The sequence below is a fragment of the Brevibacterium aurantiacum genome, assembly GCF_003932995.1.
Classification (GTDB): Bacteria; Actinomycetota; Actinomycetes; order Actinomycetales; family Brevibacteriaceae; genus Brevibacterium; species Brevibacterium aurantiacum.
In genome coordinates this window covers 3452275-3476982 of record NZ_CP025333.1, presented here as the reverse complement: position 1 = coordinate 3476982, position 24708 = coordinate 3452275, and the positions used below count along the sequence as shown (strand labels likewise).

Here is a 24708-nt window from a genome sequence, read left to right as displayed (position 1 = left end):
GTCAGTGGCCAAGTCTCAGCCTTCAACCTTGATCGAATCGATGACTGTTTCGATCTGCGAACGCAGGTCGTCAGACAGTGGAGCCGAGCCAGCGGAATCCGCTGCCGACTTCTGTCCTTCTTCGGAGACGACGAACTTCTCCCAGGCCTTGACCATGTCCACGGTCTCCTGGTCCTTGTAGGACGAGCAGACGACGTGGTAGGACACGAGGACGATCGGGTAGGCGCCCGACTCGGTGGTGTCGCGAGCCAGATCGAAGGCGAGGTCGCCTTCGCTGCGGCCTTCGACCTTCTCGGAAGCGTCGACGACCTTCGAGGCGGCATCGGCGGAGAGCTCGACGAATTCCTCGCCGACCTTCACCTTGGCCTTGCCCAGTGAACCGACAGCGGAAGCGTCGGCGTAGCCGATGGCTCCATCGGTGTCGGAAACGGTCTGCACGACACCATCGGTGCCCTGTGCAGCTTCGCCACCGAAGTCCTTCGGGAAGTCTCCGCTGACCTCAGCGTCCCAGTCCTTCTCGGCTGTGGCCTTGAGGTACTCGGCGAAGTTCTCCGTGGTGCCGGAGTCATCGGAACGGTGCACGGCGGTGATCTTCGTGTCAGGCAGATCAGCATCCGGGTTATCGGCCTTGATTGCCTCGTCGTTCCACGTGCTGATTTCGCCCTTGAAGATCTTGGCGATCGTTGCAGGGGAGAGGTTGAGTTCGTCGACACCCTCGACGTTGAACGCCACCGCGATCGGGGAGATGTAGACGGGGAACTCGTAGGCTCCATCGGCGCCGCAAGCTTCTTTGCCCTGCTCGACTTCGTCATCGTCGAGGTGAGCGTCAGAGCCGGCGAACTGAGCGTTGCCAGCCAGGAACTGCTCGCGGCCTGCACCCGAGCCATCGGGGGAGTAGTTGACGGTCACGCCGGAGTTCTCCGAGGCGAAGTCGGCGGTCCATGCGTCCATCGCAGCCTTCTGCGATGAAGCGCCGATGCCGGTGAGGGTGCCCTGCAGGTCGCTGTCGCCACCGCTGCTTGCTTCCTCTCCGGTGGCGGAGGTTCCGCCGCATGCCGACAGGGTGAGTGCGCCGACTGCGAGGATTGCAGCGGAGGGTGCCAGGTGCTTCAGCTTCACGAAGATGCCTTTCGAATATGAGAACACTGTTCGAGATTGCTCGATCTTTCGTGTTACACGCTAAGGATCGTGTGTAAAGCTCGGGGAGTGGCTAAGTGAATGGAAGATGAATGAACCCTGAAGGCTTCAAGTCCGAGTGAGTGCTCCATCACAGGCCGGGGTGAATTCATGAAAGGATCGTTGTCGGGACGACACGTCGGAGGGCTGAAGCCCGGCATTTCGGGTGACGCTGTGACCAGTCATTACGGGTGAAGTCCAGTCACGGGCACGCTGAAATCTTGAGGCGAACACGCCTAGGCGCAGTGACGGACACGCCGAAACCCGGGTGCAGACACGCCGAAACCCGGGTGCAGACACGCCGAGGCAAAGACGCGCCGAGGCAAAGACACGCCGAGCCTCAGGCGTCGATCGGGCGGATCCGTTCGAACTCGACGATGCGAGGCACAGCCCCCGGACGCACATACGCGACGATGATCTCACCGGGTTTGAGGTAGGGGTCCTCCTTCGGCAGCTTCTCCGCGATGCGCTGCGGGGCGTGCTTGGCATAGACCGAGAGGATCAGCGGCAGGACCGGCCGGTGGGTGCAGTAGATGACCGGCTTGCCTTTTTCCAGCAGCTTCTCGATGTACCGCGAGGTCTTGTCGGGGTTCGCTGAACTTGCCTTCTCGCTCAGGCACGAGACCTTCCTGATCGACTTGCCTGTCGCCGCAGACAGGGGAGCCAGCGTGGCCACACACCGCTTCCAAGGACTCGAGATCAGTTTCTTCGTGCCCCATGCCGAGAGCAGCCCGGTCAGGGCCATGGCCTGGCGGGTGCCCAGCGCCAGCAGCGGGCGCACGTGCTCCGTCTCATGCCACTTCGCGCGGGGAAAGGCCTTGCCGTGCCGGACGAGGATCAGCGGCCAGGCGCGAAGGGCGTCGGTCGCATCGTACTTCTCCAGGGCATCGAGTTGGTCGCGATCGGCGTAGGACGTCAGCTTCGTGCGGGCCTCGCCGACGGGAAGCCATCTCACCTCATCGACCTCGGCTTTGTTCATCGGCGCGAAGGTGTTCTCGCTCTTGACCTGTGCCGACCAGTAGAAGACCTTCTTGAGGTTCTTTCCACCGACCATGTATTCGGCCGAGGGCAGAGGAATGCCGAGGGTGATGTCGAGCCCCGTCTCCTCCTTGACCTCACGAACGGCAGTCTCAGGGAGGGTCTCTCTCGACTCCACCTTGCCCTTGGGCCAGGACCAGTCGTTGTAGCGGGGGCGGTGGATGAGGGCGACCTCGATGCCCTCGCTGCCCTGGCGCCAGCACAGGGCCCCGGCGGCGAGGATATCTGCGGTGACGCGCGAGGAGGCCTGCGCGGAACCGACCGATTTCGCGCTCAAGCCTCTTCCCCGATCTGTCGACGCTTGCGATGTCGGCGGATGAGCTCCGTCTGATACTCGGTGAGACGGTTGCCTTCATCATCGTGGGTGCTGCGCGTCCACTTGCCGTCGGCGGCAAGGTCGAACGCCGAGGTGGTGTCCGCGAAGGCGAGGTCGAAGAGTTCGATGATCTCGGCCTTGTGATTCGGGGCGACGAGTTCGACGAGGGTTTCGACGCGACGATCGAGGTTGCGGTGCATCATGTCCGCCGACCCGATGTAGACGAGCGGATCGCCGCCGTTGCCGAAGACGAAGGTCCGCGAATGTTCGAGGAACCGGCCGAGGACGGAGCGCACGGTGATGTTCTCGCTCACCCCGGGGATGCCCGGTCGCAGGGCGCAGATGCCGCGGACGAAGACCTCGACCTTGACCCCGGCCCGGGAGGCCATATAGAGGGCATCGATGATCGCCTCGTCGACGATGGAGTTGACCTTGATTCGGATCATGCCCTCACCGCCCGCCTCGGCGATGGCGATCTCCTTGTCGATGAGCTCGGTCAGTCCCGACCGGACCCGGGTGGGTGCGACGAGCAGACGCGAATACTCGGCCAAGGGGGCGTAGCCGGAGAGCTGGTTGAACAGCTTCGTCAGGTCATCGGCGACGTTCTTGTCCTTGGTCAGCAGCCCGAAGTCCTCGTACCCGCGTGCGGTCTTCGGGTGGTAGTTTCCGGTGCCGACGTGGCAGTAGCGGGTCAGCCCCTCGGCCTCTTGGCGGACGACGAGGGAGAGCTTCGCGTGGGTCTTGAGGCCGACGATTCCGTAGACGACGTGGACACCGGCGCGTTCGAGCTTGCGCGCCCAGGTGATGTTGGCCTCCTCGTCGAAGCGGGCCTTGATCTCGACGACGGCGAGGACCTGGATGCCGGCCTGTGCGGCGTCGACGAGGGCGTCGATGATCGGGGAGTCACCCGAGGTGCGGTAGAGCGTCTGCTTGATGGCGAGCACGTTCTTGTCCGCAGCCGCCTGCTCGAGGAACGCCTGCACGCTGGTGGAGAACGAGTCGTAGGGGTGGTGGAGGAGGATGTCGCGATTGCTCACCGCTGCGAAGACGTCGACCTGGTCGCTGGATTCGCGCAGCGACAGGTCCTTGTTCATCTGCGGGACCATCTTGCGGAAGTGCAGGTCATCGCGGGGAACATCGGCGATATCCGACATGCCGGAGAGGTCGAGCGGGGTCGGCAGCTGGTAGATCTCGTTCTCGTCGATGCCGAGTTCGTCCTTGAGCATCTCGCGGACCCGGGGGTGAATGTTCTCCGTGATCTCCAACCTCACGGCGGGGCCGAAGCGACGTCGCAGGAGCTCCTTCTCCAGAGCCTTGAGGAGGTTCTCCGCATCGTCCTCTTCGACCTCGACGTCCTCATTGCGAGTGACGCGGAAGGTCGAGTGGTGGATGATCTCCATCCCCTCGAAGAGAGTGTCGAGGTGTTCGGCGATGATGTCCTCGAGCGCAACGAAGCGGGCGGGGACATCGCGGCCGACGGGGCGGTCCGTGGCCGTGGCGACATTGAAGAACCGGGGCAGGCGCGGGGGCACCTTGACCCGGGCGAAGAGTACCTTGCCGGAGTCCGGGTAGCGCAGGAGGACGCCGAGGTTGAGCGAGAGTCCCGAGATGTAGGGGAACGGGTGGGCCGGGTCCACAGCGAGTGGGGTGAGGACCGGGAAGACATGGCCGGCGAAGAATTCGTCGACCCGGGCACGTTCGTCCTCGGTCAGCTCGTCCACTTGGACCTTCGTGATCGACTCCGCGTCGAGGCGGGGCCCGATGTCGTCCTTGAGCAGGGCGGCATGGCGGGTCATGAGTTCGTGGGCCCGGACGCCGATCGCGTGCATCACCTGCAGCGGCATCCGCCCGGTGACGCTGGGCACGGCCAGGCCGGTGTTGATGCGGCGTTTGAGGCCGGCGACGCGCACCATGAAGAATTCGTCGAGGTTGGTGGCGAAGATCGAGAGGAAGCGGACCCTCTCCAGCAGCGGCATGTCAGGGTCTGAGGCGAGGTCGAGGACACGCTCGTTGAACGCCAACCAGCTGAGTTCTCGGTCGAGGAATCGGTCCTCCGGATCCGGCAGACCCAGTTCCGCTCCGACTGCGCTGATGTCGTACATCGCTCTACTCCTGATTGCGTTCGGTCGAGGAAGCCGGCGCATAGGACACATGCGCCACCGCGACATGGAATCCCAGCCGCTCGTACAAGCCTAGCGCCGGTGCATTGTCGGACTCGACGTAGAGTTCGATCGCTGTCGCTCCGGCTGTCACCATCCGCCGCATGCCCTCGATCGTCAGCGCCTTGCCCACGCCCTTGGCATGAATGCTCGGATCGACCCCGACAACATAGACCTCGCCGAGGCGGCCCTCATCGTCGGTGTCCGTGAGCTTGGTCTGGTGGAATCCGATGACCTGATCATCTCGGGTGGCGAGGATCACCGAATCCGGTTCGAAGTCGGGTGCTTCGATGACCTCGGCGAAGTCTTCTGCTGTCTGCGACCCCTGCTCAGGGTGCCAGTCGAATGCCGCATTGTTGACTCGTCGCCAGCCCTCCTCATCGCCAGGGGCAAAGGACCGGATCGTGACGCCCTCAGGAGCCGAGGTCTGCGGCAGGTCTGCCAGGCTGAGGCCGGATTCGGTGCGCATCTGATAGAGCACTCGGTCGCGGCCGAGGCCGTGCTTGTCCGCGAGCCTCTGGGCTGCGGGGTGGTCACCGTGTGACCAGCACCAGGAGGAAGGCTCCTCCTGCATGATCGTCGACAGCAGCTCCTCGCCGAGGCCCTGGCCGCGATGGTCAGGAGCGATGAGGAATTCGGCCGCATGGCGATCGCCCTGCAGGGCGCGGATGCCGTATCCGATGAGAGTCTCGTCGGCGGTGCTCGAGCCTGCCGCGTCGTCGGCGTAGACCCGCCACACGCTCGATGCCGTCTGCGCGGAATGCGATTCGTCCTCGCCGGTGGCGATGGCCAGGAGCCCACCGGAGATCTCGGCGGACCCATCGGTTGCTGCCACACTGTCGAGGAAGGCCACTTCCGCCTCGGCGAGGGTGGCGATCGGGGTCCCGGTCACGGCTCCGCTGGCTTCGATTCTCATACCTTCACGTCCTCCTCGTTCGACTCCGGCTGTGCTTCAGGTGCTGATTCTTCGTCGGGTGCCGACACCTTGTCATGCGCCGACATCTTGTCATTTTCCGGCACCTTGTCGGGTTCCGACTTGTCGTCTGTGTTTGAGACTGCTCCACCGTTGTGGGCAGCCGCGGGGTCATCGTGTACGTTCGCGGAGTCCCCGCGGGCTGCTGCTGAGTCGGGGCTGAAACGGTAGCCGACGTAGCGCACGGTGTGGATGGCGTTCTCAAAGTCTTTGCCGAGTTTCGCACGCACACGTCGGACATGCACATCGACGGTGCGGGTGCCGCCGTAGTAGTCGTCTCCCCATACTTCGAGCAGGATCTCATCACGGGTGAAGACGCGCTCGGGATGCATGGCGAAGAACTTCAGCAGGGCGAATTCGCGGTAGGTCAGATCGAGGCTGCGTTTGCCGAGGTGCGCGGTGAATGCGGTTTCGTCGATACGCAGGGCCCCGCTGACGACGATCATGGGGTCACTCTCGCTGCCCCACGACCCATTGCCGTATGCGCTCTCGGTACGTGAGCCTCCGGACATGGACGGCGCTGAGGCTGTGCTCGTGCCGCCGCCTCCTCGCGAGGGGGTGTCATATGACGCCGTCGACAGGTGGTGGTCACGGGCCAGACGCAGGCGGGCCTCCACCTCGGCGGGGCCGGCGGTGGTGAGGACGATATCGGACACATTCCACTTCGCCGAGGCGGTCGCCAGGCCGCCTTCACTGAGCACGACGAGAATCGGAGCACTGATGCGAGCCCGCGCCACCGCCTCGGCGATGGCAGGGGCCAAGGACAGATCAAGGCAGGCATCGGCGACGATGACGTCGGCAGCGCTCAGATCGGAGGCCGCCGAGTTCAGCTGCTCGAGGCCGAGGCGTTCGATCTGATGGCCGAGGTACTGCAGGGATTCCGGTGCCAGTGGGGATTCGATCCGGGCGGTGGGGCAGATGTGCAGGATTCGCATGTACTCGTCCCACCTCCTCTGACTCGGTGCGACCGCAGAAGATGCGGCCTGGGGAAAGTATACCGAGGGTGCGAAGGTGTGCCTCCCCGAAGCCTGGGGAGGGGGTTGCCGGGGCGCCGGTGAAAGGAGGGGAGGCCGGTTATGAGGTCGGCTTGCGTCCTGCTGTGTAGGCCAGTGAGAAGAAACGCGCACGGAACTCGGGGTCTATGAGCATGGCGCGGTAGCGCTCCATGTCCGTCATGCTCAGCCCCGCGGCCAGAAGCGGCGTCTCGGCCTGCTTGCTGAGATTGGATTGGTAGACGGCCCAGGGGCCGCCGCCGCGGGCAAGCGGGACGAGGTGCTCTGCGGAAACCTCGCTGAGCCCGGCATCGAACATGGCTGCCTCGGTCTGCTCGGCCCACAGATAGTCGTGTCCGGCGGCCGGACCGACCTGCCGGTACGCCGCATCGTTGTACTTGCGCCAGACATCATGATCGGATTCCTCCGGCGCCACCAGCAGCTCGTCGGCAAGGCCCACATCTGCGAGAACGAGCCAACCTCCGGGGGCCAACTCATCGATGAGCTGGGCGAATATCTCCCTGCGCGCGGGCAGGCGGGTGAGGACGAGTCGTGCATGGATGAGGTCGAAGGGACCGGCGGGGACTCCCTCGCGGATGTCGTGACGACGCGGCTCGACTCCGGGCGTGCGCGGCAGATGTGTCGTGTCGAGGTCGACCGCCAGAACCTGTCCGTCGGTCTGCTCTGCGATCATTCGGGCCACCGAACCGTTGTCGAAGAGGTAGTGGTCGAAGTAGTGGTCGTTGGGTGAAATCGGCTTCATCGTTGTCATGGTGTCCTCCGTATGGCCTGTCCGGGCCTGGGTGCTGACCGATCGGGATGAATTGATGCGATCCGTTTGAACTGGTGCGCATCAGCGTAGGTTGGTGCGCAAAGGTGTGACCAGGTTCGGACGTGACTCATGTCCGATGCCCGCGAGCGGAGGTCTGATGCCTGTGGAAGGCTGCCTGTTGTCTGTAAAAGGCGGCTTGCTGGCCGTGAAAGTCGGTGATCGCGGGCGACCCGAGCATCGGCGGGGGATCGCCGATACCGGCTCAAATCGCGTCCTCGCGGCCGAGTAAGGCACGATAGTCCTGTGATCAGATGGATTCGAGTAGCTGTTGCCCTGGTGCTGGCCCTGGCCCTCAGTGCCTCCGTGTACTGGGGCTACACCTTGTTCCTGCTCGCCACGGGACTCATCGTCTTCGGCGTGGCCTACGGTTGGCCCCGGCTCACGGACTCACCGCAGCCCCGCGCGACCTCGATCATGCTCTTCCTCTTCGGTGCGGCCGGACTGCTCGCGGCGTACCGCGATGACACGGCACCCTATCTGGACTGGCTCCCGGTCCTGGCGGGTCTCGGTCTGCTGTGGACCTTCGTGCAGAATCTCACTCGCGGGATGGGTGCTTCGGACGCCGTGGCCAACGTCTCGGCGCAGGTTGCTGGCGTGGTCATCGCCTTGTCCGCGAGTACGTGGGTTGCCGCGATCACCGTTCCCGGAGACAAAGAGTCCATCGTCGTGGGCCTCGTCTCGCTCATCGTCGCAGGCTGCATGACGGCCTTGCCCTGGCCCGCGATCTACACCTCACCGCTGGCGATTACGATGTCGACAGCGGTCGCCGGAATCCTTTCGGTCCTCATCTTCGAGAGCTCTCTCAGCCTGCCCGTCTCGCTGATCCTCGGCGCCATCATGGGTCTCCTGGTCGCCGGAGTCGACCGCATGCTCGGACTCATCGCCCACAGCAAATATCAGGCCGTGAGCCTTGAGCTGTCCCAGAACCTCGAGCTGAAGAAGAACGTGGAGAAGGCCCGCAGCTTCGCCGTCCAGCTCGCGCTCGGCGCGACTCCCATCGCACTCGGCGGTGTCGTCGTCTACTCCCTCGAGCGCATCGCCTTCTGACCTCGGCCTGGGTGCGCGCACCACGGAATGGAAATGTAGACTGGGAGCATGGATAACCTCGTCGCTCTCGAAATCGTCTTCTCCAGTCTCGTCGGCATTGCCGCACTCGGCGCCCTGGGCGTCGGAGTCAAGGTCGTCACGGCGCTGTTCAAAGACAATCGCTGAACTCAATGATCGAACTTGATTCCTCGGTACATCCCGAGCTCGTTCCCCTGTCCTGGCTGATCGGTTCGTGGGAAGGCGTCGGAGTCGTCGGCTACGCAGACACCCCGGAGAAGCAGTTCGGGCAGCGCGTCGAATTCACCGCCCACCCCGGAACACCGTTCCTGCAGTACACCGCGCATGCGTGGCTGCTGAGTGAGGACGGGGAACTGGAGTCGACCCTGACCCTGGAGACAGGAATCTGGCAGCTCGTGCGTCCGCGCGATGCCGGTGACGTGGGCCCGGGAATGCTCATTCCGACCGAGGACCCGAGCTTCACCACGGCTGCGGCCGTGGAGACCCTGCGCACCAATGACGACGGATTCGAGATCGAAGCCGAGATCGTCCACCCCCACGGAGTGATGGAACTCTACGCAGGTCACGTGAAGGGACCGCGCATCGATCTCAGCACCGATGTCGTCGCCCGGACCAAGACCGCGAAGGAGTACACGGCCTCGACCCGCATGTACGGCCTCGTCGGCGGAGAACTGATGTGGGCCTGGGACATGGCCGCACTGGGCCACGAGCTCGCCACCCACTCCTCGGCCCGACTGAAGAAGATTGCCTGAGATGGTCGACCCCGACTCGAACGCACATGACGGCGAAGCCGACGCTGCGGAGACGCAGGCGGCGCAGTCGCGTCCCTCATCGCTGAGCCGCCCGCTGAGCTCCACCGCGGTCCTCGGCGAAGGCGAACTGGCACACACGCCCCTGCACTACGGTTCACCGCTGCGTGAACAGCGGGCACTGCTCGAAAAGGGCGCGATCGTCGATCTGGCCCACCTGCGCATCCTGCGTCTGAGTGGAGCAGATCGTCTCACCTGGCTGAACTCCATCACCACGCAGAAGCTCGACACCCTTGCCCCGGGCGTGGCCACAGAGACTCTGGTCTTGGACCCGAACGGCCGCATCGAAGGCTGGCTGAAGCTCGTCGACGACGGTGAAACGCTGTGGGCGATCAGCGAGCTGCGCACCGACGACACCCTCGAATTCCTGCGCAAGATGGTCTTCATGATGCGGGTGACGATCGAGGACGTCAGCGACGAGTTCCAATGCATCGGCGCACTCGTCGCCCTGCCGGACAGCCTGCCGGTGACCCAGCTGTGGACCGACCCCTGGCCGCACATCGGGACCGGCTCGGCCTCGTACGCTCAGGTTGATCTCGGCCTCGGGGTGGCAGGGGAGGATCACCCCGGACTCGAGACCCAGTTCGTCATCGGCATCATCGCCCGCGCTGACCTGCGGGCCACCTCGGCGAATGACTTCACGATGGCCGGCTTCGACGCCTGGGAAGCCCTGCGGATCGCCGCCTGGCGTCCCGGTGTGAACGAAATCGACCACAAGTCGCTCGTCGGCGAACTCGACCTTCTGCGCACCTCGGTGCACCTGGCCAAGGGCTGCTACCGCGGCCAGGAGGCTGTGGCGCGCGTGCACAACCTGGGCCAGCCGCCTCGTCGACTCGTCTTCGTCCATCTCGACGGATCCGGGCACATCCAGCCCGAAGCCGGCGCCGAGGTGCTCGCTGAGGTCCGCGGAGCCGAGCGTTCCGTGGGGCAGCTGTCGTCGGTCGCCCTGCACTGGGAGCTGGGTCCGATCGGCCTGGCCGTGGTCAAGCGCAATCTCTCCGCTGAAGCGCAGCTCAGCTTCGATCTCGGCGAGGACGCGGCCCGTGTGGTCGGGGCCCAGGAGACGATCGTCGCGCCCGTGCGCGAACACGATCTCGACCTGCCCAGCCGCAACAGAGACGTCGACATGCGGAATCAGAACCGCTGAATTTCGACCTCGACGAAAACCGCGGGTAGAAACTGCATCCTCGGTTCGCTCAGCGGTCTGGAACCGTTCTGTGAGCACGTTTCGCATGCTCTGACAGCTGCGCCGACGGCAACTGAATTCGCATCGTCTGGTTCCGAGTTTCGCGTGATCTGACCAGCCTGCGGACGGTAAGTGACAAGAACCGTCGATAGGCTCTAATCTTCTCGTTATGACAGCTTTGGAAATTGGCGGCGAAGCTCTGCCGCAGGAACGTAAGATCGTCACCGAGATCCCCGGGCCGAAGTCCCGTGAGATCGAGGAACGACGCAAGTCGGCAGTAGCACCGGGAGTCGGCTCGAGCCTGCCCGCCTATATCGTCGCCGCCGGCGGCGGAATCCTCAAGGACGTCGACGGCAATCAGATCATTGACCTGGGTGCAGGCATCGCCGTGACGACCGCCGGAAACTCGAACCCCCGCGTGGTCAAGGGCGCTACCGAACAGCTCGAAGCGTTCACCCACACCTGCTTCATGGTCAACCCGTACGAGGGCTATGTCGAGGTCGCTGAGGCGCTCAACCGCCTGACACCCGGCGATCACGAGAAGCGTTCGATCCTGCTCAACTCCGGCGCCGAGGCTGTCGAGAACGCCGTCAAGATCGCCCGTGCCCACACCGGTCGCGATGCGGTCGTCGTGTTCGACCATGCCTACCACGGTCGCACCAACCTGACCATGTCGATGACCGCGAAGGCCGCTCCCTACAAGGCCGGCTTCGGTCCGTTCGCCGGTGAGGTCTACCGCGCCCCCATGTCCTACCCGTTCCGCGACAACGACGCGGCCGGCACCAAGGTCAGCGGCGAGGATGCGGCCAAGCGCGTCATCACCATGATCGAGAAGCAGATCGGCTCCGAATACGTCGCCGCGATCGTCATCGAGCCCATCCAGGGTGAGGGCGGCTTCATCGTCCCGGCCGAAGGCTTCCTGCCGACGCTGGTCGAGTACGCCCGCGAGAAGGGCATCGTCTTCGTCGCTGACGAGGTTCAGGCCGGCTTCGCCCGCACGGGCAAGATGTTCGCCTCCGAATGGGAGGGCATCGTCCCCGACCTCATCACGACGGCGAAGGGCATCGCCGGCGGTCTGCCGCTCTCGGCCGTGACCGGTCGCGCGGAGATCATGGACTCGGTCGGACCGGGTCGCCTCGGCGGCACCTACGGCGGCAACCCCGTCGCCTGTGCGGCTGCCCTGGGCGCCATCGCCTCCTATGAGAACGACGGACTCGTCGAGAACGCCACTCACATCGGCGAGATCATCACCGAACGTCTCACCAAGCTCCAGAGCACGTACCCAGAGGTCGGTGACATCCGTGGCCGCGGTGCCATGATCGCCGCCGAGTTCGTCCAGCACGACTCGATCGATCCGAACCCGGACCTGGTCAAGAAGATCGCCGACTACTGTGCGAACAACGGCGTCCTCGTGCTCACCACGGGAACCTTCGGCAACATCCTGCGCTTCCTGCCGCCGCTGGCGATCTCAGACGAACTGCTCAATGAAGCATTCGACGTCATCGAAGCAGGCCTCGGCGAGATCCTCGGCTGAGCAGAAGTCCCCGGCTCGATCTGACCCAGAGCGCCCAAACTCGCTCTAGAACCACCTGACGGCGGTCCAGCTACCTTGTACTTGGTAGCTGGGCCGCCGTCAGCATGGTGTGGAGTGGGACGGGAGTGGTGCTCAACCGCTCCAAGTTGGCAGCAGTGGGTCAGTCAGCGGAGGTGCGACGAAGAAGAAGCCTGGCAAAAAGACGTGCATCCACAACGTCAACAGCGGAATCTCGTTCAAGGGAGCTATCGTCCACGTGAAACAACTGGTCACCGGAGTCGTGACCTACAAAAACACCAAATACACAATCCAGGTCGGTGATGAGTGACATGCGTGGGCAGGCCCGCCGTTCCGTTCTCCTCACCGGGTTGAGCTACCCGCTCTTCATTGCTGGAATCGTCCTCCTCTTCACCGCAATGAATGTCCCAGGCGCCGTTCTGCTTGGGTCCGGCGTATTTCTTATCGGCATAAACGAGCTGTGCCTCTATATAGCGAGAAGCAGTCTGGAAAGGCAGAATTTAGGCTCGTAGCTAGCTATTTTCTCTCTCAGAACTGTCATGCTGGCACCAACTCGGGCAGTGGCGGCAGGGGCCAGCACACTGTCGGATATCGGTGATATCACCAGGTCAAGGGGACGAGGTGATATCACCGGTTCCAAAGGGGGACGGTCCGGGTTGTTCACGAGGGGCGTGCTGCTGTGGGGAGTGCCTTTACAACGCTAGCCTGCTTGTCGCGAACGGGCATCGCACGTAAGTATGAGATCCGCCTGCTTCGGCGGGAACGAGGGCATAGCACAATAGGCTCCATGACATCAGCGACAGACGACGGCACCATGAGTACGCCCAACAGATTGTGGCTCGTATTCCGTGGGCCGCGCTTCGTGGATCTGCCTATGCGGCTTCTCGCCCTCATCATGGGGCTGACTGTGCTGATTCCGGGGTCGTTCGAGATCGATGAACCTCGATACATGCTCCTCCTCGTCTGCGCCTATGCTCTCATCGTTCTCTCCCCGTTCTTCCCTTTGGCGACGGTGTTCGTCTCGACAGGGCTGAGCCTCGTCTTCGTCGTGCTCTATCCCGACCTGGAGAACATGTGGCTCTTCACTATAGATCTTGTGGACTAGTTAGTCTGACTTCTCGAAGGATGTGGCGGTCTCTACCAAACGGATCGATGATGGTCTTGTGGTCGGGTCTGACTCATGGCTCTTCTGACACCCCGCTGTCTGGGGGTTGTCCTGTTTACGACGTGTCGACTGGCTCGGCTCACTGTAATAAGTGCAGCCCAGCAGGCCGTCATGTCCTGATAGGAGTCTGGCGTGTCCCCGATAGTGAACTGACTGACGCCGGCTGAGCTGCGCACCCGAGAACTCGAAAAGAAGGGGCGCAGTTCCCATGATGAACGATAAGCAGGTTAAGGTCTACGGCGGGATCGACACGCACGCGGACACACATCACCTCGCGGTGATCGACCAAGCCGGGCGCCGACTGGCTGATGCTCAAATACCGACTACCGCGACTGGGTACCAGGCAGCATTGCGGTTTTTGGGTTCCTGGCCTGGATTGGTCAGCGTGGGCATCGAGTGCACCGGCTCCTATGGAGCCGCGGTCACCCGAGCTGTGCGGGAGGCAGGCATCACGGTGTTCGAGGTGAATCGACCCAACCGGTTCGACCGGCGACTCCACGGCAAGAGCGATCCCTTCGATGCTTATTCCGCCGCTGAGGCTGTGCTGGGTGGCAGAGCCAGCGCGGCGCCCAAGGGCGGGGACGGGCTCGTGGAGTCGCTGCGAGTACTGCGGACCTCAAGGTCCTCGGCGCTGCAGGCTCGGACTGCGACGATCAATCAGATTAAGGGGATGCTGATCACAGCCCCAGAGGATCTGCGTACACGTTACAAGGGCCTGTCAACTCCCAAACTGATTGCAGCACTGGCGGCATCGCGACCAACAGCGACACCGGTCACCGCCGCCGAGGCCACGGCCTACAGCCTGCGGCTGCTGGCAAGGCGCTGGCAAGCACTGACCGGGCAGATAGAGGACTTGGCTGGGCACCTGCAGCGACTACTGGACGACCACGCTCCCGACCTGATGAGGGTCTTCGGCTGCGGCCGAGACACCGTCGCGCAACTGTTGATCACCGCCGGGGACAACCCTGATCGGCTACGTTCAGAAGCCGCGTTCGCAGCACTGGCCGGGGTCTGCCCAATCCCGGCATCGTCGGGTAAGACTAAACGCCACCGACTCAACCGCGCTGGGGACCGGCAGGCAAACTCCGCGCTTTATCACATCGTGATGGTGCGGCTGCGTTACAACCAGGAGACCCGCGACTACGTGGCGCGGCGAACTGCTGAAGGCAAGACCAAGATGGAAATCATCCGCTGCCTGAAGCGTTACCTCGTCCGCCAGCTCTATCCCCTCATCGTCGAGACTCTTCATCCCAGAAAAGAGGTGGCCGTCGCTTGACGAAACACTATAGGAGTGTCGCAGTTAGGGGTGTAATCGGGGTCTGAATCCTCCCGTCTCGAGCAAGCTTCGGGCGATGTAGTGGGTGAGGTTCCGGAACCCCAGCGCCGATCCACGTAGGTGTTCCAGCCTGCCGTTCAATGCTTCCGTCGGACCGTTCGACGTCCCCGGCCGATCGAAATACGCCAACACATCCATAGCCCGCTTCTTCAACGTCCGCCCCAGCCGGCGCAGCTCAACAAGACCAGCAGGCACCCCGGACGAGATGGAGTCGATGATCGACTGCAGCGACTTCTTCCCCGCGGTTCGGTCCGGGTTGCGGTAGGCGGTGATGATGTCTTGGAACACGCTCCAGGTCACCTCCACATCAGCATGATTCTCATCAGCAAAGAGAGCGACGATCCGTTGCTGCTGCCGCTCGGTGAGTAACTGACACCCGGTGTGCAGAGTCCGCCGGGCCTGATACAACGGGTCGCCCTTCTTCCCGCGGTGCCCGGTCGTTTCCTGCTGAACACGCCTGCGGACCTCGTCCAGACTGTCCCCGGCGAGCTTGACGACATGGAAGGGATCCATCACTTCCACCGCGGCCGGCAGCTCTTCGACAGCAGCGGTCTTGAACCCGGTGAACCCATCCATCGCCACGACCTCGATTCCATCGCGGAAGGCCTTCGACTGCCGGGCCAGCCACGATTTGAACACGGCCTTCGATCGTCCCTCAACCATGTCCAGCAATCTCGCTGGTCCTGTCTGATCGCGGATCGGGGTGAGATCGATGATCACGGTCACGTACTTGTCACCCCGTCTGGTGTGCCGCCAGACATGTTCGTCGACGCCGATGACGCTCACGTTATCGAACCGGGAAGGATCGTCGATGAGAGCCCGATGTCCTTCGGCCAGGATCGCGTCATTAGCGGTGTGCCAGGATACAGCGAGCTTGGCCGCGATGACGGAGATCGTGGCGTGATCGACAACGAGTGCTTTCAAAGCCCATGCGAGTCCGGTGCGCGAGATCTTGGCCCTGGCTGGGGCTGCTTGGTCGGTGTCATGGCGCCACACGCGCCCACAGAGTTCGCACTTGTAGCGACGGAGTCGGATGAGCAGGGTGGTGGGACGGTGCCCGAAGGGTTCGTGAGCCAATTTCCGGGTCACAGTATCGCGGGGCCGGCCATGTCCGCCGCATCGGTGGCACCACTCATCGTCAGTGGTTGGGGTGCACAGGAGAACTGTTTCTGAATCGGTGACGTGTTGGCCCGTGCAGTGCAGGCCGAGTGTGTCGAGGTGGCAGAACGTGGTGAGGTCAGGGGTGGAGAACGTAAGGTGGTGCACGTCGAGGTCTTTCGGATGGTTTGTGTAGGAACTTCCATCTTCGAAAGGCCTCGACCTATTTCTGTGTAGCGACGCGCACCGGTTCTACACCCTCAACTGCGAAGAGCCGAACATGTTCCCCGAGGCGCTCATCTTCGCCATTGCTGTACTGCTCAGCCACCGGCGTTGGGTCGGCTCTGCTGTCGGCACAGTGGGACTGGTCGCCTATCTCATCTCGTGCACCGAGCTGGCGGCCTACGACGGCGGCATTGCGGGGTTCATCGACTTCGGATATGGGTGGCTCACGTACTCACTGATCGGCCTGGCCGCCGGATTCGTCGAACTGAGGATCCAACGTGAGATCCAACGCCGGGAGCGCGCCGCCGTGGAACACCAGCAGGCGGTGGAGTCATTGCGTGCACGCTTCACCAGCGATATGCACGACACAATCTCGAACTCACTCGCAACAGAGGGCGCAATCATCAAGGCATTGGCCAGGGGGTCGCGGGATCTCGGCACAAACCGTCAGCTCGCCGAGCTCGCCCTGGTCAACACCGAGGCGTCGAAGCGCCTGCGTCAGCTCGTCACACAACTCAGTGACGGAGACGAGCGACAGATCAGGATTCGACTGCAGGCCGAGGCGAAAGCACTGGCCACGTCCATTGAGAACGGCTGCGCCGCCGGCGGTGTGTCGTTGACGCTCAATGTCGGCACCCTGCCCCGATTTGCCTCCCCGGTGCTCGGCGCACATTTCACCGCAATTATGCGGGAGCTGGCGACGAACGTCATCCGACACTCCCTGCCGGGAACCGAATCGAGTCTGACCGTGGACGTGGATCGTGGCGAACACGACTCGGCTGTCCTGCGATTCCGTACGGAGAATGAGGCTGCGACCTCGCTGACGCGTCCGCCTCGATCTCTCAGTCGGCGCGCTCAGGCCTTGGGCGGGTCTTGCACCACGGGATCGACTCACCAGGGGCGCGTCGTCGTCGAAGTCGTTCAGCCACTCAGGTTTCACGCCTCGGGTGACGGAGACGAGGTCGACGCAGTCTGTGCCCGCGACGATTTCACCGCGGCGGAGCCCTCCGCAGCGCCTCTCGAAACGAGTGCCGACCGTGACGAATCGGCGACGAAGAGCGAGAGGGTATGAGCGGCTCGGTCGGGTTAGAGAACGACAGCTCGCCAGCAGACGAGCGCATAGTCGTGCTCATCGTCGACGACGATTCGTGGACGACGAGAGCCGTGGCTGCAGCTCTTGTCGACGACGGAGGGTTCACAGTTCTAGAACCTCAGCACTCCGGTGAGGACGCAATCGAAGCGTTCGATCGTCATCGCCCGGATCTTGTCCTCATGGATGTCAACATGCATCCGGGTATGAGCGGAGTGGATGCGGCCAGGAAGATCATGTGTCTCAACCCGGAGGCGACGATCGTTGTGCTGACCACTGTTTCGCCCGGGCCGGGCATCACACGAGCTCTCGAGGCTGGAGCGATAGCGGCGGTGAACAAGTCCGCCACAGATGCCGAACTCGTTCGCGTCGCGCGAGCGGCAGTCGCTGGAGAGTCTCCGGCCCTGCTGCGTTCCTTGGCGGAGGACATCATGATCAGCGGCGATATCTCCGCGGACAGTCCGAGCACGGTGCCGACTCTGACTCCGAGCGAGAAGCTCCTGCTGCGTCAGATCTGTGAGGGGATGGACTACTCGGAGATCGCCGAACGACAAGTTGTCACCGTCTATACGGTGAAGTCCCACGCCAGGAATCTGCGGATCAAGCTGGATGCGAAGAATCTGGCGCAGCTCGTCATCCGTGCCATCCAACATAAGTTCTACGTTCCGGAATGACGGAGTTCATTCGAAAGGCACTGTGGGTTCTCATGTCCGTCGGCGTCGGTTGCTCAGTGTTGGTTCTCGTCGCTGTCCTCTTCATCCGGTCCGACCTCGCACAAGACGTCCTCTATGACAACCAAGATTCGCATGTCGACTGCGATGAAGTGCCCGCGCGGGGAGTCGTCGAGGACTCGCTTGCCGACTTTCCAACGTTCGATGATTCAGATGCCGTTGCTGTGGAACTGTGTTCCGGGGCGATCATCGAAGTGCAGTATGGAAGTCACGAGACGCGACAGAAAGTGGAAGCGTACCTGAGCAGGCACGGTGAGAACGATCCATCGACTGGTTGGCGGTGGCGTTCGATCCCCGTCCAATTGCGGAATGTCTGAAGCACAAACAAGTTCGGTAGTTGACGGGGTCACGAGGTGCGTGGGTGCGCCGTTGACTACAGTGGGTATATGAGTGAAACGAATGCCCTGCGCGTCTCCCGCCTGTTGCGAGAGACCGCGGGGTTTCTGCTTCCCCTGACCCAGACCGAAACCGACGTCGAAGTCACTCGCATCGAGTTCGACCTTGATCTCAGAGCCTCGGCCGGTGTTCTTGGTTCTCCGGCTGGACTCGCGGGGGCCGTTGTCCTCGTCACCGAAACTGTGGACGGTCCGGGCGGGCTCAACACGATTCGCGCGCGGTACTCGGGTGCCGCGGCACTCGTCGTTTCGCCGGGAACGCACGCTCACCTCGGCGAGGGGACAGACACGTCAGCGGCGCCCATTCTGCTGGAACGATCCACCGGCGTGACCTGGTCCGAGGTGCTGGTTCATCTGCGGCAGCTCAACGAGGGTGCCTCGAGTGCCCTGGCCTGGCCAGATGTCGATGATCTAAGTGCGCTGGCCGCGGTCATCGCGGAGATGACGGGTGCGTCGATCACGATCGAGGACCCGGCGTCGCGCGTGCTTGCGCACTCCAACCTCGGCGATGAGATCGATGACATTCGACGCGAGACCATCCTCTCCGGCGCAATCCCCGACTGGCGTATCGCCGAGCTCGAGGAATCCGGATTCCTCGACGTGGTGCGCCGTTCGACCGACGTGGTCGAGCGACCAGCTGCCGGGACCACTCCTGCCCGGTCGGTCATCGCCCTGCGCAGCGAAGGCGAGCTGCTCGGTACGATCTGGGCCGCCTACCCCGACGCGGTGGATCCGGCGTCCCTGCGCGAGGTACTCCGGGATGCCGCCCGAGCTGCAGTCCCGGTGATGCTGCGGACCCTGCGCCGGTCCCCGTTCGAGAAGCGCATCCGCCGCGAGGCCCTCGGCTCCATCCTCGGCGGCTCGCCGGACCTGGGCCCGGCCGCAACTTTGCTCGCGCTGCCCTTCTCCGGGCATTACGCAACCCTGGCCTTCGCCGAGGTGGCCCCCGACCGAGAGCCCGTGCTGAGGTTCCATCTGCGGGCCGCCTTCGCCGATGCCGTGCTCGCCCATGTGGGGACTCATGGTCACCTGGCGGTGCTCGTGCACATGAGTGAGGGCATGTCGGCGATTGAGATCAAGTCTCATGTCGTCTCGACGTTGCAGCGGTCCCTGCCTCCGAGCGAGCCGTTTCACTTCGGGGTGGGCACTGCGGTCGAACGCCTCGACCATGTGGCACGTTCGTGGACCGAAGCCGTGTACGTCGTCGACGCCCTGCTGGCCGGCGGTGCTTCCACGCCTGCGGGAAGCGGATCTGTCGACGCTCAGGACGTGGTGCGTGGGGCGACGGCCGAGGATGTTGCGGCCGAACTCGTGGGCCTCGAAGTCGCCGATGCTCTGCGCTCGGTGGGTCCTCGCATCACGGAGCCTGCCCGGCTGCTCGCAGCACACGATGCGAAGCTTCAGGGGCAGCTCCTCGAGACTCTTCGGGTGTACTTCGCAACAGTTGGAAACTCCGCCGAGGCGTCCCGACGTCTGCATGTGCACACGAATTCCCTGCGTCACCGTCTGTCACGGATCGAGGAGATCACGGGCCTGTCGACGGCGGATCGTGCGGGGCGGCTGTGGCTGGAGTTCGCTGTGCTCGTCTTCGACAGGGAAAGCCACTGATCCGGCACAGACCTGGCTGAGGGGCTCTACGTGTAGGCGGTTTCGAATCGCCATCGACGTCGGCTGTGTGGTTCTCACAAGGCAGTGAGGGAAAGTTTGGCAGATAATTGTTCGTTTGCCCTGGTCGCGGCGTTCTAGAGTGACAGCACATCACGAACGAAGGACGCTATGCACAGAAACCAGTCGGGGCCGGCGGTCCAGGCCAGCCGGGATCGGGTCATCAAGGCCGTGGCGAAGAGCTCAACCCGTGAAGGCGGTGTCGTAGGAACCGGTGCCGAGGCCAACGGTGTTGACGCTCCGTCGCCGATACTCGATGATGCGACTCCGGTGCTCGGACTCATCGACCTCGACCAGATCGCGGGCGCGTACGAGCACCTGGTTTCGGCATTCGCGGGGGACACCGAAGTCCTCCACGCCGTGGCCTGCAAAGCCGTGCCGCTGCGAGCCCTGTTGCGCTACTACGCAGATGTCGGCGCGGGATGCGAGGTCGCCAGTCCCGGCGAGCTCGACCTTGCCCTGGCCGCAGGCTTCGCACCTGAGAGCATCGTCTTCGACTCTCCGGCGAAGACCCTGTCCGAACTTACACGTGCAGTGTCGCTGGGTGTGTCGATGAACATCGACAACTATGCAGAACTCGAACGACTCGATGCGATTCTCGCAGCCGAGGCACCGCTCAATGCAGACGCGAACCGGGCAGGCACACCCTCCGCCGACGCGAACCGGGCGGATGAGCCCGGACCCGGGACCGCCTCGGCGAGGGTGGGGATCCGAATCAACCCACAGTCGGGCACGGGCACGATCGGTGCGCTGTCGACTGCCACACAGACATCGAAATTCGGCATCGGACTGGCCGACCCGGGAGCTCGCGAAACACTCATTGAGGCTTACCTGGCGCGTCCCTGGCTCAACCAGATCCACGTCCATTCGGGTTCCCAGGGCATCAGCCTCGACCAGGCCGCCGCAGGTGTCGAAGCGGTCGTCGAGCTGGCGCAGGAAATCAATGCGCGCGCCGCAGAACGTGAGGGAGGACCCTTCCGGGCGTCATCTCAGGCGGAGAACCGCAGCGACGACCGCCAGATCACCCGCATCGACATCGGCGGGGGGCTGCCGGTGAACTTCGCCGGCGAGGACATCACCCCGACCTTCGCCGAATACCGGGCTGTGCTCGAAACGCAGGTCCCCGGCCTGTTCGACTTCGACATCATCACCGAATTCGGGCGCGCACTGCTGGCCAAGGCCGGCACCATCCTGACCCACGTCGAATATGCCAAGACCACCGGCGGCCGCCGCATCGCCATGACCCACGCCGGCGTCCAGGTCGCGACCCGCACGGCCTATGCCCCCACCGACTGGCCGCTGCGTATCCTCCCGTTCAACCCAGACGGCAGTCCCAAATCCGCCGAGGCGGTTCCCACCGATGTTGCCGGCCCCGCCTGCTTCGCCGGAGACCTCCTGGCCCGCGACCGAATGCTGCCGCGCCTTGACGCCGGCGACATCGTGGCCGTGCCCGACACCGGCGCCTACTACTTCTCCAATCCGTTCTCCTACAACCTGCTCCCGCGGGTGCCCGTGTTCGGGTACAGGGCCAAGCAGGAGGGAGTCGAGTTCTCCGTCATCCGCCGCGGTCAGAGCAGGGAAGAGATTCTCGCCGAGGCTGGCGAACCCGAGATCGCACCGTATCGTCCGGTTCAGAGCGAAGGAGACAGTTAACGATTCAGCAAACATTCAGTTTGAGAGCATGAATGATGACAACATCCGCATAGTCTCGGAGGGAAGCACCCGAGTGACCAGCACGGCAGCTGGTGACAGTACTTTGACGACGAAGAGGAAACGATGAATATCAGACGCATGACCGTAGCGGCCATCGCCGCTCTCGCACTCAGTCTCTCCGCCTGCGGGTCCGGCGGTGGTTCGGGTGATGGAGGTGAGACCACGAATGACCTCACCTTCGGAACCGGAGGCACCTCCGGAACCTACTATCCCCTCGGCGGCGAGCTCGCCACGATCTTCGAAGAGAATGTCGACGGCACGTCCGTCAACTATGTGGAGTCCGGAGCCTCGGCGGAGAACCTCGGCAAGATCTACCAGGGTGAGTGGCAGCTGGGCTTCACCCAGAGCGACACCGCGAACAACGCTGTCCAGGGTGAGCTCGAGGACCTCGACGGCACGAAGATCGACAATGTCGGGTGGATCGCCTCGCTCTACCCTGAAGCCGCACACATCATCGTGCGAGAAGATTCCGGGATCGAATCCGTTCAGGATCTCAAGGGCAAGAAGATCGCCGTCGGTGATGCCGGTTCCGGTACCCGCGCGATCTCGGACGCCGTACTCGACGCGGCGAACATCGGCGAGTCGGACTACACGCCGGAGATCACTGACTTCGGGGCCTCGACCGATATGCTCGCCGACAAGCAGATCGATGCGACGATCTTCGTCGTCGGCACCCCGGTGGCCGGACTGACGCAGCTGGCGGCGACGACCGACGTCAAACTCCTCGGCCTCGACGAGAAGACGACCTCGGCGATCGAAGAGAACAGTGGTGCCGAATCCTACGACATCCCTGCCGATGCCTACGACTTCCTCGAGGAGGACGTGCCCACGGTGTCCGTCTTCGCCTCCCTGGTGGCCTCCACGGATCAGGTCAGCGAGGACACCGCCTACGGAATGACCAAGGCGCTGTTCGAGCACAGCGATGAGATCACGCTGGATGTCGGGAAGTTGATCACCAAGGACTCCGCCATGCTGGGCATCGGCGATGTGCCGCTGCACCCCGGAGCCCAGAAGTACTACGACGAAGAAGGCATTGACCTGCCGTGAGTGATCACCCGACACCGCCCCGGCCATCTGACAACGCGGCCGGGGCGGTCGCCGAGCAGACCGCGGAAGCGAAGCAGGACTCCGCCGAGGTGCTGCGCAAAGTCGACACCTCGAGTCGATTCCGCACCGACCTCGGGTGGTGGGCGTGGGTGATCGGCGGTATCTCGATCGTCTTCACCCTCTACCACCTCTATGCGGCACTGGAGCGTCCGTTCAACACGTGGATGCACTCGTCCCTGCATCTTGCGGGGGCGACAGCCCTGATCTTCTTCCTCTACCCGGCCAGTAGGCGGCTGCTCGACGCGCCGGCCACTGGAAACCGGGTGGCCGATATCCTCATCGGCCGGGGCAAAGGGATCCCCTGGTACGACGTCCTGCTCGGATTGGCCGGACTCGGCTGCAATCTCTATGTGTTCTTCGACTACACGCGCCTGGTGAGCAACTCGGTGCAGATCCTCGGATACTCCGAACTCGACTTCTTCGTCGCCGTCCTGGGAGTGCTCCTCATTCTCGAAGCGACACGTCGATGCGTCGGCCTGCCGATCGTCATCATCGCCGGAGTCGCTCTGCTCTATGGTCTCTTCGGCAACTACCTGCCGGTGTTCAGGCATTCGGGGCTGAGCGTCGAAGACCTCGCCACAGGCATGTTCCTGTCCAGCGGCGGGGGCATATTCGGCACGCCGATCCAGGTGTCGGCAAATTTCATCTTCCTCTTCCTCTTCTTCGCGGTGATGCTCGTCCACACGAACATCGGACAGTTCTTCAACGACCTCGCCTTCCGGCTGACCGGACGGTACACCGGCGGCCCGGCAAAGGCGGCCGTGGTGGCCTCGGGTCTGCAGGGAATGGTCTCGGGCTCTTCGGTTGCGAACACGGTCGCCTCGGGATCGTTCACCATCCCGCTGATGAAGCGGGCCGGGTTCAAACCCCACTTCGCTGCCGCGACCGAGGCCACAGCATCGACCGGCGGGCAGCTCATGCCGCCGATCATGGGCGCAGCGGCATTCATCATGGCTCAGAATGTGCCCGACCTCGAATACAACGGGCTCATCGTCATCGCCATCATTCCCGCTCTCCTCTACTTCCTCGGAGCGTTCCTCTCCATCCACTTCGAGGCGAAGACCACCGGAATCCTGGGCATGGCGAAGAGCAGCCTGCCCAACAGCATCGAGCTGCTCAAACGCCTCGACCTGCTCCTGCCCCTCGTCGTCATCGTCCTCACTCTGCTGTCCGGCATGTCGCCGATCCGTGCGGCACTGTTCGGCATCGGCACAGGGTTCATCCTCAGCTTCCTGCGCAAGATCACCCGTCTCACTCCGCGGGGGTTCGTCGAGTTGCTCGTCTCGGGCGCACGAACGGCCCTGCCGGTCATCGCGGCCTGTGCGACAGCTGGGATCGTCGCCGGCACCGTCACGGTGACAGGACTCGGCGGTCAGCTGGGCAAGGGGCTCGTCGATCTCGCGGGAGGCAACTTCTTCGTCGTGCTGTTCATGGTGATGATCGCCTGCCTGGTGCTCGGCATGGGACTTCCGACTACGGCGAACTACGTCGTGACGGCCACCATCGCCGCGCCGATCCTGTATAACAACTTCGACGTTCCGCTCATCGCGGCACACATGTTCGTGTTCTTCTTCGGCATCCTCGCCGACATCACACCTCCTGTGTGTCTGGCGGCCTATGCCGGTGCGGGCATCGCGGCGGCCAATCCGATGCGCGCAGGTGTCACTGCACTGCGTATCGCCATCGCGGGCTTCCTCATCCCGTATGTCTTCATCCTGGAGCCGGCACTTCTGCTGCAGGGAACCGTGTCGGAGATGCTGATTGCCCTGGTCACACTGATTCTGGGCATGGTCGGAGTCTCAGCGGGTCTGGCCGGCTACTTCTTCGGTTCGGCTAACGTCGTCGAACGGCTGCTGCTCGTCGCCGGCGGCATAGCCTTGGTCTACCCGAACCTGTGGGTCTCGGCGGTGGGCCTGGGTGCGCTGGTCATCATCGCGGCCGAGCAGAAGCTGCGCAAGGCGACCACCTCCGATCAGATCGCGAAAGAACTCGTGGAGCAGAAGGCCTGAACCCCGAGGCCGCCCTAAGGCCGGGGCCGGGGTCGTCACCCACGACCTCGGCCTGGCCTGGAACATCGCCGACACC

Annotated in this window: 20 protein-coding genes; 13 read left to right on the top strand and 7 right to left on the bottom strand. The window is 63.5% G+C overall.

Annotated elements, in window-relative coordinates; genetic code table 11:
* Window positions 1-15 precede the first annotated feature (15 nt).
* The 6 genes from pstS to CXR25_RS16080 form a co-directional block, all read right to left on the bottom strand.
* Window positions 16-1119, bottom strand: a complete 1104-nt coding sequence (gene pstS / locus CXR25_RS16105) for a phosphate ABC transporter substrate-binding protein PstS (RefSeq protein ID WP_029417181.1) — start codon at window positions 1117-1119, stop codon at window positions 16-18.
* Window positions 1120-1516: 397 nt separating this feature from the next.
* On the bottom strand, window positions 1517-2491 hold the full coding sequence (locus CXR25_RS16100) for an NUDIX hydrolase (protein ID WP_009883689.1): 975 nt from the start codon (window positions 2489-2491) through the stop codon (window positions 1517-1519).
* Complete coding sequence (locus CXR25_RS16095) at window positions 2488-4632, bottom strand: RNA degradosome polyphosphate kinase (RefSeq protein WP_096157578.1); 2145 nt, start codon at window positions 4630-4632, stop codon at window positions 2488-2490. The genes CXR25_RS16100 and CXR25_RS16095 overlap by 4 nt, the downstream gene beginning before the upstream one ends.
* A gap of 4 nt (window positions 4633-4636) precedes the next feature.
* On the bottom strand, window positions 4637-5605 hold the full coding sequence (gene mshD / locus CXR25_RS16090) for a mycothiol synthase (RefSeq protein WP_096157577.1): 969 nt from the start codon (window positions 5603-5605) through the stop codon (window positions 4637-4639).
* Window positions 5602-6597 (bottom strand): winged helix-turn-helix domain-containing protein, encoded by a 996-nt coding sequence (locus CXR25_RS19155; protein WP_096161807.1) that lies wholly within the window; start codon window positions 6595-6597, stop codon window positions 5602-5604. The genes mshD and CXR25_RS19155 overlap by 4 nt, the downstream gene beginning before the upstream one ends.
* 139 nt (window positions 6598-6736) lie before the next feature.
* A complete protein-coding gene (locus CXR25_RS16080; RefSeq protein WP_125240785.1) occupies window positions 6737-7426 on the bottom strand; it encodes a class I SAM-dependent methyltransferase in 690 nt (229 codons plus the stop codon).
* Between the two features lie 303 nt (window positions 7427-7729).
* Here CXR25_RS16080 and CXR25_RS16075 point away from each other — a divergent pair, with 303 nt between their 5' ends.
* From CXR25_RS16075 to CXR25_RS16050, 6 genes are all read left to right on the top strand, one after another.
* Window positions 7730-8533 (top strand): ammonia permease, encoded by an 804-nt coding sequence (locus CXR25_RS16075; RefSeq protein ID WP_236850515.1) that lies wholly within the window; start codon window positions 7730-7732, stop codon window positions 8531-8533.
* Window positions 8534-8703: 170 nt separating this feature from the next.
* Window positions 8704-9303 carry a nitrobindin family protein gene (locus tag CXR25_RS16070; RefSeq protein WP_009883682.1) on the top strand — a complete coding sequence of 200 codons (600 nt, stop codon included), beginning with the start codon at window positions 8704-8706 and terminating at the stop codon, window positions 9301-9303.
* A gap of 1 nt (window position 9304) precedes the next feature.
* Window positions 9305-10507: a CAF17-like 4Fe-4S cluster assembly/insertion protein YgfZ gene (ygfZ, locus tag CXR25_RS16065; protein ID WP_009883681.1), complete on the top strand. Its 1203-nt coding sequence runs from the start codon at window positions 9305-9307 to the stop codon at window positions 10505-10507.
* 208 nt (window positions 10508-10715) lie between these two features.
* Complete coding sequence (gene gabT, locus CXR25_RS16060) at window positions 10716-12080, top strand: 4-aminobutyrate--2-oxoglutarate transaminase (RefSeq protein WP_096161805.1); 1365 nt, start codon at window positions 10716-10718, stop codon at window positions 12078-12080.
* 805 nt (window positions 12081-12885) lie between these two features.
* The gene (locus tag CXR25_RS16055) at window positions 12886-13203 is read left to right on the top strand and encodes a hypothetical protein (protein WP_125240784.1); all 318 of its coding nucleotides are present in this window, start codon (window positions 12886-12888) and stop codon (window positions 13201-13203) included.
* Between the two features lie 268 nt (window positions 13204-13471).
* Window positions 13472-14539, top strand: coding sequence for an IS110 family RNA-guided transposase (locus tag CXR25_RS16050; protein WP_083248759.1), 1068 nt, complete (start codon window positions 13472-13474; stop codon window positions 14537-14539).
* 24 nt (window positions 14540-14563) lie between these two features.
* Here the strand turns inward: CXR25_RS16050 and CXR25_RS16045 are convergent, their stop codons facing one another.
* Entirely contained in the window at window positions 14564-15865 is a 1302-nt protein-coding gene (locus CXR25_RS16045; RefSeq protein ID WP_009881950.1) for an ISL3 family transposase, read from the bottom strand.
* A gap of 112 nt (window positions 15866-15977) precedes the next feature.
* On the opposite strand from CXR25_RS16045, the gene CXR25_RS16040 reads away from it, so the two are divergent.
* From CXR25_RS16040 to CXR25_RS16010, 7 genes are all read left to right on the top strand, one after another.
* Window positions 15978-16994, top strand: coding sequence for a sensor histidine kinase (locus CXR25_RS16040; RefSeq protein WP_096161803.1), 1017 nt, complete (start codon window positions 15978-15980; stop codon window positions 16992-16994).
* Window positions 16991-17686, top strand: coding sequence for a response regulator (locus CXR25_RS16035; RefSeq protein ID WP_069600899.1), 696 nt, complete (start codon window positions 16991-16993; stop codon window positions 17684-17686). Before CXR25_RS16040 ends, CXR25_RS16035 begins: the two co-directional genes overlap by 4 nt.
* Entirely contained in the window at window positions 17683-18060 is a 378-nt protein-coding gene (locus CXR25_RS16030) for a hypothetical protein (protein ID WP_069600898.1), read from the top strand. Before CXR25_RS16035 ends, CXR25_RS16030 begins: the two co-directional genes overlap by 4 nt.
* Window positions 18061-18129: 69 nt before the next feature.
* A complete protein-coding gene (locus CXR25_RS16025; RefSeq protein ID WP_069600897.1) occupies window positions 18130-19746 on the top strand; it encodes a PucR family transcriptional regulator in 1617 nt (538 codons plus the stop codon).
* 168 nt (window positions 19747-19914) lie between these two features.
* Complete coding sequence (locus tag CXR25_RS16020; RefSeq protein ID WP_069600896.1) at window positions 19915-21456, top strand: type III PLP-dependent enzyme domain-containing protein; 1542 nt, start codon at window positions 19915-19917, stop codon at window positions 21454-21456.
* Between the two features lie 123 nt (window positions 21457-21579).
* Complete coding sequence (locus CXR25_RS16015; protein WP_164513846.1) at window positions 21580-22563, top strand: TAXI family TRAP transporter solute-binding subunit; 984 nt, start codon at window positions 21580-21582, stop codon at window positions 22561-22563.
* Window positions 22560-24632 (top strand): TRAP transporter permease, encoded by a 2073-nt coding sequence (locus CXR25_RS16010; protein ID WP_096161801.1) that lies wholly within the window; start codon window positions 22560-22562, stop codon window positions 24630-24632. Before CXR25_RS16015 ends, CXR25_RS16010 begins: the two co-directional genes overlap by 4 nt.
* Window positions 24633-24708 lie beyond the last annotated feature (76 nt).